Origin of the sequence: Pannonibacter carbonis, assembly GCF_003012935.1 — a bacterium.
GTDB classification, from domain to species: Bacteria; Pseudomonadota; Alphaproteobacteria; order Rhizobiales; family Stappiaceae; genus Pannonibacter; species Pannonibacter carbonis.
On record NZ_PUDR01000004.1, the window covers coordinates 61,866 to 76,164 of the forward strand.

A 14,299-nucleotide genomic window follows, 5' to 3' on the forward strand; every position below is an offset into this window, starting at 1 on the left:
CGGAGCCACGCATGACCGATACTCCCCGAAAGGAAACGATTTCCAGCCGCATTTCCGGTCAGCTCCGGAGCGCAATCCTGCGCGGCGAACTGGAACCGGGAAGCAAGATCAATCTCGACCGACTGAAAGAACAGCACGACACCTCGATCAGCCCCCTGCGGGAAGCCATGGCGCGTCTGGTCGCCGATGGCCTCGTCCTGTTCGAGGACCAGAAGGGATACCGGGTTGCACCGGTTTCGCGCGGAAACCTGGAAGAGGTCACGCGGCTCAGGGCGGAGTTCGAGACCATGGCCCTTGAGGCCAGCATTGTTCGCGGCGACCTTGATTGGGAGAGCGACGTGCTGCGTGCGTTGCACCAACTGCGGCACACGCCGCGCAAGGGCAATCAGAACCCGGTATCGCCCCCTTGGGACGAGGTCCATTCCGCCTTCCATTACGCCCTGATCCAGAGCTGCGGCATGCCGGTGCTGCTCGGCTTTTGCCGTATCACCGCAAATATGCAGGACCGATATGCCAACCTCTATATGTTGGGGGGCGAAGACGAGAGGGACGTCGCCTCCGAACATGACGAGATCGCCCGCGCCGCAACTGAGCGCAATGCGGCCAAGGCCACGGCCGCGTTGAAACGTCATATCCTGCGGACAGGCGAGGCCCTGGCGCTGCGTTTTCCGGATTGACTCACGATGGTTTGCCGCCCGTCAGCATCCCCACTCATTGACAATCTCCTGATCTGAACTACTATATCTTGTGTTCAAGGTTCCTTCGATTCGATAGAAACGAAGGCTAAGATGGGAAGCCGGTGCGGATGGCAAATGCCAGACAAAGCCGGGGCTGCCCCCGCAACTGTGAGCGGTGAACGCGGGCCATGAAAGCCACTGGAAGCAATTCCGGGAAGGCGAGGCCTGTACGTGATGATCCGCGAGCCAGGAGACCTGCCTCGAACAGCAACGTCCGCCGGCGGGGTGACCGGAGGGGCGCGGTCAGATCTTGTCCCGCTTGCCGGGCTGGCCGTTCCCTCGATCCCCGTCACTACCAGCTTCGGGGTGAAGTCATGTTGATCAGAACCAGTTTCGAGTTCCCGCCCGGCTAGACGCCAGGAGCGCACTCTTCCCTTCCCTGCCTGACGGTCTTCCGGCCCAAAGGTGTATTTGTCCCGCTTCACGACGGACACGTCATCGTGTCCAAGCCCTTTTTCGTGTTCGAAAGACCGCAAATCATGACTGTCACCGTCTACAGCAAGCCTGCCTGCGTCCAGTGCAACGCCACCACCCGTGCGCTCGAGCGCCAGGGCATCACCTACACCCTGGTCGACATCTCCGAAGATGCAGAGGCCTATGACCTCGTCACCGGCCTCGGCTACCGCCAGGTTCCGGTGGTGATCGCCGGCGAGCAGCACTGGGCCGGGTTCCGTCCCGACCTGATCGGCGGACTTGCCTGAGGCAAGGCGATGAGCGGGCTCGTCTATTTCTCCAGCACCTCGGAAAATACGCGCCGCTTTGTCGAAAAGCTCGGCCAGGACGCGCTGCGCCTGCCGGTGGATGCCGCCGCACCGGCTCCGCTTGCAACACGGCCCTTCGTGCTGGTCACGCCCACATATGGGGGCGGAACGCCGAAAGGCGCGGTGCCCAAACCTGTGATCCGCTTTCTCAATGATGAGCGGAACCGCGCATTGATCCGCGGCGTCATCGCCGCGGGAAACACCAATTTCGGCGCGGCCTACGGGCTCGCCGGCGACATCATCGCGGCCAAATGCCAGGTGCCGTTCCTCTACCGCTTCGAGCTGCTCGGCACGGCGGAGGATGTCGCGAATGTCAGCCAGGGACTGGAACGGTTTTGGACATGCTAGACACGCCCTCACTCTTGGACGCGGATGACACGGCCGCGCAGCCCCTCACGGCCGACCGCAAGGGCCGGCCCGTCGAGGAGCTGGATTATCACGCGCTCAACGCGATGCTGAACCTTTATGACGCGAACGGCCGGATCCAGCTCGACAAGGACCGGGAAGCGGCGCGGCAGTATTTCCTGACCCATGTGAACCAGAACACCGTTTTCTTCCACAATCTCAAGGAGAAGCTCGATTATCTGGTGACCGAAGGCTACTACGAGCCCGAGGTGCTGGCGCAGTATTCCTTCGCGTTCATCCGCGACCTTTTCGATGCTGCCTATGACAGGAAGTTCCGCTTCCCGACCTTCCTCGGCGCTTTCAAGTATTACACCAGCTACACGCTGAAGACCTTCGACGGGAAGCGCTACCTGGAGCGCTACGAGGACCGTGTCTGCATGGTGGCGCTGACGCTGGCGCGCGGCGACGAGCAGCTGGCCCGTGATCTGATGGACGAGATCATTTCCGGCCGCTTCCAACCGGCGACGCCGACGTTCCTCAACGCCGGCAAGAAGCAGCGCGGCGAACTGGTGTCCTGTTTCCTGCTCAGGGTCGAGGACAACATGGAGTCCATCGGCCGGTCGATCAATTCCGCCCTGCAGCTGTCCAAGCGCGGTGGCGGCGTTGCCCTCAGCCTGACCAACATTCGTGAGGCCGGAGCGCCGATCAAGCAGATCGAGAACCAGTCGTCCGGCGTCATCCCGGTGATGAAGCTGCTGGAAGACAGCTTCTCCTATGCCAACCAGCTTGGCGCACGTCAGGGCGCCGGCGCGGTCTATCTGAACGCGCACCACCCGGACATCCTGCGGTTCCTCGACACCAAGCGGGAGAACGCGGACGAGAAAATCCGCATCAAGACGCTGTCGCTCGGCGTTGTCGTGCCGGACATCACGTTCGAACTCGCGAAGAACAACGAGGACATGTACCTGTTCTCGCCGCATGACATCGAGCGGGTCTATGGCGTTCCCTTCACCGAGATATCGGTGACGGAAAAGTACCGCGAGATGGTGGAGGACAAGCGGATTCGCAAGTCCAAGATCAAGGCGCGCGAGTTCTTCCAGATCATCGCCGAGATCCAGTTCGAGAGCGGCTATCCCTACCTGATGTTCGAGGACACGGTGAACCGGGCCAACCCGATCGCCGGACGTATCTCCATGAGCAACCTGTGCTCGGAAATCCTGCAGGTCAGCGAGGAAAGCCGGTTCAACGAGGACCTGTCCTATGCCCATCTCGGCAAGGACATTTCCTGCAACCTTGGTTCGCTGAACATCGCCAAGACGATGGACAGCGCCAACTTCGGCAAGACCATCGAGACCTCGATCCGTGCGCTGACGGCCGTGTCGGAGATGAGCAACGTCGCCTCCGTGCCTTCGGTCGCCAAGGGCAACGAGGACAGCCATGCCATCGGCCTTGGCCAGATGAACCTGCATGGCTATCTCGCCCGCGAGCGCATCCACTACGGCTCCGAGGAAGGCGTCGACTTCACCAACATCTATTTCTACACGGTGACCTATCACGCGCTGCGCGCGTCGAACCGGCTCGCGGTGGAAAAGGGGCGCAGCTTCAAGGGCTTCGAGGCCTCGCAATATGCCTCTGGCGCCTATTTCGACAAGTACACCGACGCGGCCTGGACGCCGAAGACGCCGAAGGTCGCACAGCTCTTTGCCGATGCCGGCATCCATATCCCGACCCAGGACGACTGGCGGGCGCTGAGGCAAGCCGTGATGACTGGCGGGCTCTACAACCAGAACCTTCAGGCCGTGCCACCGACCGGATCGATCTCCTACATCAACCACTCGACCTCCTCGATCCATCCGATCGTGTCGAAGATCGAGATCCGCAAGGAAGGCAAGATCGGCCGCGTCTATTATCCGGCAGCCTACATGAGCAATGACAACCTGGACTATTACCAGGATGCCTATGAGATCGGCCCGGAGAAGATCATCGACACCTATGCGGCAGCAACGCAGCATGTCGATCAGGGCCTGTCCCTGACCCTGTTCTTCCGCGACACCGCGACGACGCGCGACATCAACCGGGCGCAGATCTACGCCTGGAAGAAGGGCATCAAGACCATCTACTACATTCGCCTGCGCCAGATGGCGCTGGAAGGCACGCAGGTCGAAGGCTGCGTGTCCTGCACACTGTGAACCGGGGAAAAGGCACCATGAACATGCATATCAAGCCCGCCTCCCGCGTGCGCGCCATCAACTGGAACCGGCTTGAGGACGACAAGGACCTCGAGGTCTGGAACCGCCTGACGGGGAATTTCTGGCTGCCGGAAAAGGTGCCGCTGTCCAACGACATACCGTCCTGGGCGACGCTCCGGCCGGAGGAACAACGCCTGACCATCCGCGTCTTCACCGGCTTGACCCTGCTGGACACCATCCAGAACGGGGTTGGAGCGGTGAAGCTGATGGCGGATGCCGTGACCCAGCACGAGGAAGCGGTCCTGTCGAACATCTCCTTCATGGAAGCGGTGCACGCGCGCTCCTATTCCTCGATCTTCTCCACGCTCTGCATGACGTCCGACGTGGACGAGGCCTATCGCTGGTCGGAGGAAAACGAGTTCCTGCAGCGCAAGTCGGCGCTGATCATGGAGCAGTATGACAGCGGCGATCCCTTGAAGAAAAAAGTCGCCTCCGTCTTCCTGGAAAGCTTCCTGTTCTACTCCGGCTTCTATCTGCCGATGTACTGGTCGAGCCGGGCCAAGCTGACCAACACGGCCGACCTGATCCGCCTCATCATCCGCGATGAGGCCGTGCACGGATACTACATCGGCTACAAGTTCCAGCGCGCGCTGGACCGGGAGCCGGAAGCGCGCCGCCAGGAGATCAAGGACTTCGCCTTTGACCTGCTGCTGGAGCTTTACGACAACGAGGCCCGCTACACGGAAGATCTGTATGACGGGGCCGGCCTGACCGAGGACGTAAAGAAGTTCCTGCATTATAACGCCAACAAGGCGCTGATGAACCTCGGCTATGAAGCCCTGTTCCCGGCCGAGGCCTGCAAGGTGAACCCGGCGATCCTCTCCGCGCTCTCGCCCAACGCAGACGAGAACCACGATTTTTTCTCCGGCTCCGGCTCGTCCTATGTCATCGGCAAGGCGGTCGCGACCGAAGACGAAGACTGGGACTTCTGATCGCGTGCGCCGGCGGATCAGGGGCCCTGGTCCGCCGGCAGGCGAATGAATGAAACAACAATCCGGGAAAGGATCAGGCCGCATCTTGCGATTGGACGGCGTGCAGTTTGTCGTGTCCTATCGGGCTGATCAGGAGACCCCCATGCAGGACACCAGCCGTTGCATCCTTCATCCGCAGCCGGAAACCGACGGGTTTCGCGCGCTTGCGGTGCCCGTCTATCGCGCCTCCACCATTGTCTTCCCGGATGCGGCCACATTCGCGGCGCGCGGCGATCTGGCCCCTGATGGCTACACCTACGGCCTGCACGGCACGCCGACGACGCGGATGCTGGAACGCAGTCTCAGCGACCTGCACGGCGGCGTCTGGACGTTTTTGGCGCCCTCCGGACAGGCCGCGGTGGTGCTGGCCATGCTGGCGGTGCTGTCGGCTGGCGACACGGTGCTGATTGCCGATACGGTCTACCCGCCGGTCCGCCAGTTCGCCGATCTCGATCTTGTGCGGATGGGCGTGACGGTGCGCTATTTCGATCCGCTGTCGCCCGAGGATGTGGCCCGGCAGATCGACGCCCGCACGCGGCTGATCTGGTGCGAGTCGCCCGGATCCAACACGATGGAGGTGATGGATATGCCCGCCATCACCGCGATCGCACACCAGCATGGTGCCCTCGTCGGCTGCGACAACACCTGGGCGACCGCGCTGAACTTCAAGCCGTTGCGGCATGGCGTCGACTTCGTGGCCGAAGCGCTGACCAAGTTCCATGGCGGGCATGCCGATCTTCTGATGGGCGCGCTGACCTTGCGCGACGAGGCGCTCATCCTGCCGCTGCGCAATCTGATCGGCCGGCTCGGCAGCGGCGTGTCGCCGGATGACGCGGCGCTTGTCCTGCGCGGCATGGAAACGATGCCGCTGCGACTGGCCCATGCCAGCGCCGTCGCCCTGCGGCTGGCGACGCGTCTTGCCGGCCATCCTGCCGTTCAACGCGTGCTGCATCCGGCGCTGCCCGGCAGTCCAGGGCATGATGTCTGGCTGCGTGACTTCGCCGGCTCCAGCCCGCTGTTCAGTGTCGAGTTCACCCCGGAGGCAACGCCGCATCTCGATGCCGCCCTGGACGGGCTTCAGACCTTTGCCATCGGCGCGTCCTGGGGCGGCACCCGCAGCCTGCTGGCGCCGCAACCCATCACCGGTACTCGCACCGCACGGCCCTGGCAGGGCGCCGCACAGATCCTGCGTCTCAGCATCGGGCTGGAAGCGGAGGACGACCTCACGCGGGACATTGACGCGCTTCTCGCCCGGCTTCAACACGCCTTGAGCGCACGCAAGCCCTGATCCTGCCGCAGGGCAGCCCCGCCCGGCGCGGCCTTGCCGCTGCCCGCCACGCCCCCATCTGTGCGGCAACACACCTGCCTGATGCATCCGGCAAGCCTCGCGCTGCCGGATGCGGGAGACGACAATGACGTTGCTGATCCATGAGAACATGAGCCGCGGGCGCAGCCGGAAGGGCTGGCTCGACAGCTTTCACACCTTTTCCTTCGGCGAGTTCCGCGATCCCAAGCGCATGGGCTTCCGGGCGCTGCGCGTGATCAACGAGGACTGGATCATTCCCGGAGCCGGCTTTGCCTGGCACGACCATGCCGACATGGACATCCTGACCCTGGTGCTGAAGGGCAAGGTGCGGCACGAGGACAGTCTTGGACACAAGGGCGAGACAGCGGCGGGCGAGATCCAGCTCATGCGCGCCGGCAGCGGCATCTCGCATTCGGAGATGAACGGAGCCGAGGACGAAACCACGCACCTGCTGCAGATCTGGATCATCCCGGACAAGACCGGCGGAACGCCCGGTTATCAGCAGGCGGCGCTGCCGCCCCAGGACAATGACTGGGTTGACCTAGCGGGCCCCGCGGGCAGCGGCGCGCTGACGGAGCTTGGTTCGGACACACGAGTTTCCGTGCTTCTGGCGCGGGACGGCGATGTAACGCCGCTCCCGCATACACCCGGGCGCGGCCTTTTCCTGCATGTCATCGACGGGCTGGCGGAGATTGGCGGCGAACGGCTGACGGCCGGCGACGGCATCCAGATCGACCAGCCGGCGCCGGACATCCGCTGGCACACGGACGGTCGGCTGCTGCGCTTCGACCTTGCCTGAGTAAAGGTCCCGCCCGCCGCCCTTACTCACCCCGGCCGCGGAAGCGGCGTTGGTAGGCGGTGTCGTAGAGGGCGCTTTCGCGGAAGTCTCGGGCACCGAGGCCGTGGCCGACGAAGATCAGCGCCGTGCGCTCGATCGGGTCGGCGGCGACCTTGGCGGCGATGTCGGCGAGCGTGCCGAGGATGATCCGCTCGTCCGGCCAGGATGCCTTAACGACGATGGCGACCGGACAGTCCGCGCCATAGAGCGGGGTCAGTTCCTCGACAACCCGCTCCAGCGCATGGATCGCCAGATGGATTGCGAGCGTTGAACCGGTTGCGCCGAAGCGGGTGAGCGTCTCGTCGTTCGGCATTGGCGAGGCGCGGCCGGAGACGCGGGTGAGCACGAGGCTCTGCGCCACCGCCGGGATGGTGAGCTCACGCCCGAGCGCGGAGGCGGCGGCGGCGAAGGCCGGGACGCCGGGGGTCATGGTGTAGGAGATGCCGTTCTTCTCCAGCCGGCGGATCTGCTCGGCCACCGCGCTCCACACAGAAAGATCGCCGGAGTGCAGACGGGCCACGTCCTGCCCGAGTTCGGACGCGCGGACATATTCCGCCTCGATCTCGTCCAGCGACATCGGCGCGGTGTCGATGATCCGCGCCCCGTCCGGGCAATATTGCAGGAGCTCCGGCGACACCAGCGAACCGGCATAGAGGCAGACCGGGCATTTGCCGATGAGATCGCGGCCCCGCACGGTGATGAGATCGGCTGCGCCGGGACCGGCGCCAATGAAGTGAACGGCCATGGGATTTCCTCGTGACGGATCTAGCTTGAAACGGGGGCGTCAGACGACGGCGCGGGGCTCTCGGGATCCGGCTTGATCCAGACCCATTGCGTGATCGGCATGGCCGGGCGCCAGGCGGTCATGCTGCCGACGGGCGAGGCGCGGGCGATCTCGAGCCGCGTCAGGCTGCCGCCGAGCCTTGCGTGAAGGGCGAGCAGCACGGCGTCCATCTCCAGCGTCACGGCATTGGCGACCAGCCGGCCACCGGCTTTCAGCGCGGCGCAGGCTGTGTCCATGACGCCGGGCTCCGAGCCGCCGCCGCCGACGAAGATCGCATCGGGGCTGGCCAGCCCCTGCAGCGCCGCGGGCGCGGTGCCCTGCACGAGCCGCAGGGACGGCACGCCGAACCGGGCAGCGTTGCGCACCAGCCGGGCGGCGCGCTCGGGATCGGCCTCGATGGCGGTGGCGGTCAGCGAGGGGTCCGTGAGCATCCATTCGATGGCAACCGAGCCGGAGCCGGCGCCAATGTCCCACAGGTGCTCGCCGCGGCGGGGCGCCAGCGCCGACAGGGTCAGCGCCCGGATCTCGCGCTTGGTGATCTGGCCGTCGTGCTCGAACAGGCTGTCATCGCGGCCGGCGGCGAGCGGCAGGACGCGGGCTCCGGCACTGGCGGCGACCTCGAGCGCGCAGACATTGAGGCTGTCGATGTCTGTGAGGCGGAAGCCCTCGGCCACAGTCGTGGTCACGCGCTCGCGCGGGCCACCCAACGCTTCCAGAACGGTAAGCCGGGTGGCGCCGAAGCCCTCGGTCACAAGCAGAGCGGCGAGATCGGCGGGGCCGGTGGCATCGGAGGTCAGCGCCAACACGCGGCTGCCGGGCTGCAGATGCGGCCGGATCAGGTCGAGCGGGCGGCCATGCAGGGAGACGCAAACCGTGTCCTGCAGCGGCCAGCCGAGGCGGGAGGCTGCGAGGCTGAAGGAGGACGGGGCGGGATAGCTCCGCATCTCGGCCGCCGGAATGCGCCGCGACAGGGTGGCCCCGACGCCGAAGAGGAACGGATCGCCCGAGGCAAGCACGACGACGGACCGGCCCCGGGCCGCCAGGATGTCCTCCACCGAGCGCTCGAAGGGGCTCTGCCAGCTCCGTGCCTCGCCCCGGATCGCCGACTGGGCGAGGTCCAGATGGCGCTGGCCGCCGAACACCAGCTCGGCCCGGGCAAGCTCCGCCTTGGCAGCCTCGCCGAGCCCGGCTAAACCGTCTTCACCGAGGCCGATCAGGACGAGCCAGGGAGCGCTACAGGACGGCGAAACCGCCGCTGGCGGCAGGGGGAGTTGGTCAGGCTTGGACACGCGTCACATCCTCGTTCTGGCGGGCACGACCGAAGCGCGCGAGCTGGCCGAACAGCTTGCGCCGCGCCGCGACATCGCGCTCACCCTGTCGCTCGCCGGGCGCACCCGCGATCCCCTGCCCCTGCCGGCCCCGACCCGGACGGGCGGCTTCGGCGGTGCGGAGGGACTGGCAGCCTGTCTCACCCAGCATGCCATCGACGTGCTGATTGATGCGACCCATCCCTTTGCCCGGCAGATCACGCAGAACGCCGCGACAGCCGCAAGGCTGACCGGCGTGCCGCTGATCCGGCTGGAGCGGCCGGCATGGCAAGCCGAACTGGGCGACCGGTGGCAGCCGGTTGCCTCGGTCGAGGCGGCCGTGGCGGCGATTGGCGCAGCGCCGAAGCGCGTGTTTCTGGCCATCGGCCGGCAGGAGGCGGCGGCCTTCGAGGCGGCGCCGCAGCATCGGTATCTGGTGCGCAGCGTCGATCCGGTGGAGCCGCCCTTGCAGTTGCCGCAGCTGGAAACGCTGCTGTCGCGCGGGCCCTTCGATGAGGCAGCCGAGGAGCGGCTCCTGCTTGCGTGGCAGATCGACGTGATCGTCTGCAAGAACAGCGGCGGCGCGGCCACCTACGGCAAGATCGCCGCCGCGCGGACCCTTGGCCTGCCGGTGGTGCTGATCGAGCGGCCAGCGCCGGTCACGGCCCTCAGGGCCGGGACAGCGGCGGAGGCGGTCGCGCTGCTGGATCATGGCCTGGGCCTGCCGGCAAAGCGCGGCGTGTAGACGAGATCCGGCCGGCCCGGGCGGGCAATGACGCGGGTCTCGGGCGAGCCGACCATGACGCAGGTGGCCATGTCGGCCTCGGCCGGATCGGCCGCTGCCAGCGTGCTGACGACGATCCGCTCGTCCGGGCGGCCGGCCGCGCGGCCAAAGATCACCGGCGTCTCGCCCGGCAGCACGGTGCGCAGGATGTCGAAGGCCCGGCCCAGCTGCCAGGGCCGCGCCTTGCTGATCGGATTGTAGAAGGCCATCACCAGCCCGGCCTCGGCCACCAGCTGCAGGCGGCGCTCGATCAGGTCCCAGGGCTTCAGGTTGTCGGACAGGGAAATGGCGCAGAAGTCATGGCCGAGCGGTGCACCGATGCGGGCGGCGACCGCCAGCATGGCGGTGAGGCCGGGAACCACGACCAGCTCCAGCGCGCGCCAGGCCTCCGGCCCATGCTCGATCGCCTCGCAGACGGCGCTGGCCATGGCAAAGACGCCGGGGTCCCCGCCGGAGACGACGCAGACATTGATGCCCTCGGCGGCGCGGGCGAGGGCCGCACGGGCGCGGGCCAGTTCCTCGCGGTTGTCGGAGGCGACTGCTTTCTGGTCAGGCCTGAGGTTCAGGCGTTCGATGTAGGGAAAGTAGCCGTAGAACTCCTGCGACACCGCGACGGCACGCAGGGCCTCCGGCGTCATCTGCTCCGGATTGCCGGGGCCGGTGCCGATGACATGGATGACGCCCGTCATGGCTGCCCGCTCCAGCCCGGCACGAGGATCAGCGAGAAATAGGGCGCGCTGTCGTCCGGCTTGTCGGCGAGGCGGGTGGAGCTGGAGGTCGGCATCGTGCCGCGCTCGACATAGATCGCGTCCTCCAGACGGCCGGCGGCGGACAGCGCGCGGCGCACCTTGGGCAGGTTGCGGCCGAGCTTCATGATGACGGCGCCTTCCGTATCCTTCAGGCGGCGCACCAGTTCGGCTTCCGCCATGGTACCGGGCAGGACAGTCAGCACGTCGTCGCCCTGCACGATCGGCACACCGGCGAGCGACCAGCAGCCGGACATAGCGGTGATGCCGGGGATGACCTCGACGGGGAAATGCGGCGCGAGGCGCACATGCATGTGCATGTAGGAGCCATAGAAGAGCGGGTCGCCTTCGGAGAGCACGGCCACGGTGCGCCCGGCGCGCAGATGCTCAGCGATGGCGGCGGCCGAGGTCTCGTAGAACGCGGTGATCTGGCTCTTGTAGGCGTCCTCTTCCTTGTCGATCTCGGTGGTCACCGGATAGTAGAGGGGCAGCTCGATGATGCCCTGCTTGATGCGCGCCTCGACGATGCCGCGCCCGTTGCCGCGCCGGCCCGCCTTGGCGAACCAGGCCAGCACATCCGCCTCTTCCAGTGCCCGCGCCGCCTTCAGCGTCAGCAGCTCCGGATCCCCCGGACCCGTGCCCACGCCGTACAGCCGGCCAATCTTGTCACTCGCCTCAGTCATCATCAGATCCATCACAGTCCGGGCCGCGCCAGGGAATTGAGGGCAGCGGCCGTCATCGCGCTGCCGCCCAGCCGGCCGCGCACGATGGCGTAAGGAACGCCATAGGAATTCTCCACCAGCGCATCCTTGGATTCGGCCGCGCCGACAAAGCCGACGGGCATGCCCAGGATCGCCGCCGGCTTCGGTGCGCCGTCGCGCAGCAGTTCAAGGAGGTAGAACAGGGCCGTCGGGGCGTTGCCGATGGCAACGACCGCGCCTGCCAGACGGGGAAGCCACAGACGCAGGGCTGCCGCCGAGCGGGTGTTGCCGATCTCCTCGGCCAGCGCCGCGGTCTGCGGGTCACGCAGGGTGCAGAGGACCTCGTTGCCGGCGGGCAGGCGGGCGGCGGTCACCCCGCGCGCGACCATCTCGGCGTCGCAGAAGATCGGAGCGCCCGCTTCAAGCGCACCGCGCGCGGCTTCGACAAAGCCCGGGCCGAAGACGAAATGCTGCGCCGCCTCGACCAGTCCGGCGGCATGGATCATGCGCACGGCGACGTCGGCCTCGGCCTCGCTGAAGCGGCTGAGGTCAGCCTCCGCGCGGATGATGGCGAAGGACTTCACGTAGATCGCCTGACCGTCCTTGATGTAGTCGTAGTCTGTCATGTCTCGTCTTTGATGAGGGCGCGGAGCCCGTCCGGCCCCAACTGGGTGATCTGGGTGGCGGCGCTGTCCGAGCCGGCGCGCAGGCGCAGGCTCAGCCGGCTCAGGGCCGGGCCGAGGTCGGCGGGGGCAAGCACGGCCACCGGCGCGTCGCCGGCCCGGCCAGCAACGACCAGCGCGATGCCGCCGGCCGTTCCGGTGAGGCCAAGGGGCGCGGCAGCAGGATGGGCGCACCCCTTGCCGCAGCCGGAGAGATGCAGCGTCAGCGATCCGTCGAGCAAGGCCGGTGCTGTGGTGACGAGCAGGTCGGTGAGCGCGCGCGGGTCGATCAGGCCGGAGCCGCAGCCACGCTGGCCCGGACAGGCGACGATGTGATTGCGCGGGTCCGCCGGGTCAACGATCAGACCGGCCGCCTGCGCCAGCGCCGCAGCCTCGACTGCCCGTTCCGGGGCAATCCCCAGCACCAGCAGGGCGTGGCCGGGGGCAAGACGAACCTCGCTCGCGCCGAGCCGTTCCAGCCCGTCGAGCCAGGTGATCAGCGCATCGGCAGCGATCCGGCCAAAGGGCAGGCGCACGCCCTGCACGGCGAGGCCGCCCGCGGTGAGGAAACCGACCGGTGCCGGCGACGGGATCGCCTGCGGCGGCGGCAAGGTGTCTGACCGGGCGAGGGCAGCCGGATCAAGGTCCCGGCCCCGGGCGGCGGGGCCACGCGCCGTAAGGGCCGAAAGCAGCTGGAGAACCGCCGCGACGGCCTCACTTTGCGGGACTTCAGCGAGGGCATGCGCGGACAATGCGTCGCCCGCCAGTCCGATGCGCCAGAGCACCGCGCCGTCGCGGCGGACCGCATCGAGGCGGATGTCGGCGACCTGGCCCGAGAGGTTGAGCAGGCCGCGGCCGTCGACCACGACGGCAAGCTTGGGCGCAAGCCGCAGGGCATCGCCCTCAGCCATGACGGCGGAGCGAAGGGCATCCGCCAGCGGCCGGCCATCAGCGATTTCGCTTGGGTCGAGGCCCGCGAGCGGCGGGGTTTCGATGGCAAGGCCGGTGTGGCTGTGGAGCCCGGCGTCGGCGAGATCCTGCGCCAGTCGCGCAGCGCTGTCGCGGGTCAGGCCCCGGAACTGGAGGTTGCCCCGCGCGGTGACATCAAGCAGGCCGTTGCCATGCATCTGGCTCAGGGTCGCCAGCCGCAGCCAGGCTTTAGGGGCGTAGCCCGGCGCGACGGGGCGCAGCCGCGCCAGCAGGCCGTCGCCGGTTTCCATCGGCGTTGCAAGTGTCGGACAGCCCCCCCGGCGTTCGGGCGGGCGCGCTGTTGTGGCAAGGGTTTGAGCCACGCTCATGCCGCCTCCCCGTCCGAATCCGCTTCGGTCGCGCTGGCACGGATCAGGTAGATGTCCATGATCCAGCCGTGCTCGGCCCGGGCCGCGGCCCGCGTGGCGGTGACCTCGTCGGCAATGTCGCCGAGACGCCCTTGACGCAGGATCTGCATAGGTGTGCCGAGGTAAGCGCCCCAGGTGAGGGTCGCATCCCGGTCGGCGACAGAGTTGAAGGCCTGAACACCGTCGAGCATGACGGCCACGTCCGACGCGCCCTCCGGCCAGCCAGCGGCAAGCCGGCGTCCGGTGGTGATCGTCACCGGCGCGCCAATGCGGTTGAGCGGCATGCGGTGTTCGGCGCAGAGCACCTGCAGGCTGGTGATGCCGGGAATGACGTCGTGGTCGAAGGACACCCGTGCCCGCGCCGTAAGCCTGTCGATCAGCCGCAGGGTGCTGTCGTAGAGCATCGGATCGCCCCAGACGAGCAGGCCCACGGTCTCGCCCTCGGCGACCTCGGACAGGAGCAGGTCTTCGTAAATGGCGGCAATCGCGTCGTGCCAGTCGTCGACAGCAGTACCATAATCGCCATCGGCTCGGCGCTTCGGCACGGCGTAGTGGACGAGCCGCGGCATCGGGCCGGTGATGAAGCGGGTGCAGATTTCGTGGCGCAGTTCGGCGAGGAAGGCCTTTTCCTCGCCCTTGGTGGGCACGAACAGGACGTCACAGGAATTGAGCGCGTCAATTGCCTGAATGGTCATGTGGTCGGGATTGCCGGAGCCGATCCCGATGACGCGAATTCGCCTGCTCACTGCCTTCTCCCGTGCGCCCATTGCG

The 14,299-nt window shown here is 66.9% G+C and carries 15 protein-coding genes and 1 riboswitch; of the genes, 8 read left to right on the forward strand and 7 right to left on the reverse strand.

What is annotated here, in order from left to right:
* Positions 1-11: 11 nt before the first annotated feature.
* The 7 genes from C8348_RS06600 to C8348_RS06630 all read left to right on the forward strand — a co-directional run bounded on the left by C8348_RS06600 (position 12) and on the right by C8348_RS06630 (position 7,168).
* Complete coding sequence (locus C8348_RS06600) at positions 12-677, forward strand: GntR family transcriptional regulator (protein WP_106752523.1); 666 nt, start codon at positions 12-14, stop codon at positions 675-677.
* Positions 678-737: 60 nt separating this feature from the next.
* A riboswitch (cobalamin riboswitch) is annotated at positions 738-954 on the forward strand.
* Positions 955-1,216: 262 nt separating this feature from the next.
* Positions 1,217-1,438 carry a glutaredoxin-like protein NrdH gene (gene nrdH / locus C8348_RS06605; RefSeq protein ID WP_106752844.1) on the forward strand — a complete coding sequence of 74 codons (222 nt, stop codon included), beginning with the start codon at positions 1,217-1,219 and terminating at the stop codon, positions 1,436-1,438.
* A gap of 9 nt (positions 1,439-1,447) precedes the next feature.
* A complete protein-coding gene (nrdI, locus tag C8348_RS06610; protein WP_106752524.1) occupies positions 1,448-1,846 on the forward strand; it encodes a class Ib ribonucleoside-diphosphate reductase assembly flavoprotein NrdI in 399 nt (132 codons plus the stop codon).
* On the forward strand, positions 1,840-4,032 hold the full coding sequence (nrdE, locus tag C8348_RS06615) for a class 1b ribonucleoside-diphosphate reductase subunit alpha (protein ID WP_106752525.1): 2,193 nt from the start codon (positions 1,840-1,842) through the stop codon (positions 4,030-4,032). Before nrdI ends, nrdE begins: the two co-directional genes overlap by 7 nt.
* 17 nt (positions 4,033-4,049) lie before the next feature.
* Entirely contained in the window at positions 4,050-5,024 is a 975-nt protein-coding gene (gene nrdF, locus C8348_RS06620) for a class 1b ribonucleoside-diphosphate reductase subunit beta (protein ID WP_106752526.1), read from the forward strand.
* A 142-nt stretch (positions 5,025-5,166) separates the two neighbouring features.
* The gene (locus C8348_RS06625; RefSeq protein WP_106752845.1) at positions 5,167-6,351 is read left to right on the forward strand and encodes a trans-sulfuration enzyme family protein; all 1,185 of its coding nucleotides are present in this window, start codon (positions 5,167-5,169) and stop codon (positions 6,349-6,351) included.
* Between the two features lie 124 nt (positions 6,352-6,475).
* Positions 6,476-7,168 (forward strand): pirin family protein, encoded by a 693-nt coding sequence (locus tag C8348_RS06630; RefSeq protein WP_198646952.1) that lies wholly within the window; start codon positions 6,476-6,478, stop codon positions 7,166-7,168.
* A gap of 22 nt (positions 7,169-7,190) precedes the next feature.
* Here the strand turns inward: C8348_RS06630 and cobM are convergent, their stop codons facing one another.
* Positions 7,191-7,952 carry a precorrin-4 C(11)-methyltransferase gene (cobM, locus tag C8348_RS06635; protein ID WP_106752528.1) on the reverse strand — a complete coding sequence of 254 codons (762 nt, stop codon included), beginning with the start codon at positions 7,950-7,952 and terminating at the stop codon, positions 7,191-7,193.
* Positions 7,953-7,972: 20 nt separating this feature from the next.
* The gene (cbiE, locus tag C8348_RS06640) at positions 7,973-9,280 is read right to left on the reverse strand and encodes a precorrin-6y C5,15-methyltransferase (decarboxylating) subunit CbiE (protein ID WP_244293950.1); all 1,308 of its coding nucleotides are present in this window, start codon (positions 9,278-9,280) and stop codon (positions 7,973-7,975) included.
* Between cbiE and C8348_RS06645 the strand changes: the two genes are divergently transcribed.
* Positions 9,273-10,043 (forward strand): cobalt-precorrin-6A reductase, encoded by a 771-nt coding sequence (locus C8348_RS06645; protein ID WP_106752529.1) that lies wholly within the window; start codon positions 9,273-9,275, stop codon positions 10,041-10,043. The two genes, cbiE and C8348_RS06645, sit on opposite strands and share 8 nt — an antisense overlap.
* On the opposite strand, the gene C8348_RS06650 is transcribed toward C8348_RS06645, so the two are convergent.
* The 5 genes from C8348_RS06650 to cobF are packed head-to-tail and all read right to left on the reverse strand — an operon-like array spanning position 10,007 to position 14,274.
* Positions 10,007-10,771, reverse strand: a complete 765-nt coding sequence (locus C8348_RS06650; RefSeq protein ID WP_106752530.1) for a precorrin-3B C(17)-methyltransferase — start codon at positions 10,769-10,771, stop codon at positions 10,007-10,009. The two genes, C8348_RS06645 and C8348_RS06650, sit on opposite strands and share 37 nt — an antisense overlap.
* On the reverse strand, positions 10,768-11,511 hold the full coding sequence (locus C8348_RS06655) for a precorrin-2 C(20)-methyltransferase (RefSeq protein WP_106752847.1): 744 nt from the start codon (positions 11,509-11,511) through the stop codon (positions 10,768-10,770). Before C8348_RS06655 ends, C8348_RS06650 begins: the two co-directional genes overlap by 4 nt.
* Before the next feature lie 11 nt (positions 11,512-11,522).
* Positions 11,523-12,155 (reverse strand): precorrin-8X methylmutase, encoded by a 633-nt coding sequence (locus C8348_RS06660; RefSeq protein WP_106752531.1) that lies wholly within the window; start codon positions 12,153-12,155, stop codon positions 11,523-11,525.
* Positions 12,152-13,489: a precorrin-3B synthase gene (gene cobG, locus C8348_RS06665; protein WP_106752532.1), complete on the reverse strand. Its 1,338-nt coding sequence runs from the start codon at positions 13,487-13,489 to the stop codon at positions 12,152-12,154. The genes C8348_RS06660 and cobG overlap by 4 nt, the downstream gene beginning before the upstream one ends.
* Positions 13,486-14,274: a precorrin-6A synthase (deacetylating) gene (gene cobF / locus C8348_RS06670; RefSeq protein ID WP_279629377.1), complete on the reverse strand. Its 789-nt coding sequence runs from the start codon at positions 14,272-14,274 to the stop codon at positions 13,486-13,488. The genes cobG and cobF overlap by 4 nt, the downstream gene beginning before the upstream one ends.
* Positions 14,275-14,299: the final 25 nt, after the last annotated feature.

Coding starts and splice junctions, on each gene's coding strand:
- C8348_RS06655 (WP_106752847.1), bottom strand. CDS start 11,511: ATGACTGAGGCGAGTGACAAGATTGGCCGGCTGTACGGCGTGGGCACG.
- C8348_RS06625 (WP_106752845.1), top strand. CDS start 5,167: ATGCAGGACACCAGCCGTTGCATCCTTCATCCGCAGCCGGAAACCGAC.
- cobG (WP_106752532.1), bottom strand. CDS start 13,489: ATGAGCGTGGCTCAAACCCTTGCCACAACAGCGCGCCCGCCCGAACGC.
- C8348_RS06660 (WP_106752531.1), bottom strand. CDS start 12,155: ATGACAGACTACGACTACATCAAGGACGGTCAGGCGATCTACGTGAAG.
- cobM (WP_106752528.1), bottom strand. CDS start 7,952: ATGGCCGTTCACTTCATTGGCGCCGGTCCCGGCGCAGCCGATCTCATC.
- nrdI (WP_106752524.1), top strand. CDS start 1,448: ATGAGCGGGCTCGTCTATTTCTCCAGCACCTCGGAAAATACGCGCCGC.
- C8348_RS06650 (WP_106752530.1), bottom strand. CDS start 10,771: ATGACGGGCGTCATCCATGTCATCGGCACCGGCCCCGGCAATCCGGAG.
- nrdH (WP_106752844.1), top strand. CDS start 1,217: ATGACTGTCACCGTCTACAGCAAGCCTGCCTGCGTCCAGTGCAACGCC.
- nrdF (WP_106752526.1), top strand. CDS start 4,050: ATGAACATGCATATCAAGCCCGCCTCCCGCGTGCGCGCCATCAACTGG.
- C8348_RS06600 (WP_106752523.1), top strand. CDS start 12: ATGACCGATACTCCCCGAAAGGAAACGATTTCCAGCCGCATTTCCGGT.
- C8348_RS06630 (WP_198646952.1), top strand. CDS start 6,476: ATGACGTTGCTGATCCATGAGAACATGAGCCGCGGGCGCAGCCGGAAG.
- nrdE (WP_106752525.1), top strand. CDS start 1,840: ATGCTAGACACGCCCTCACTCTTGGACGCGGATGACACGGCCGCGCAG.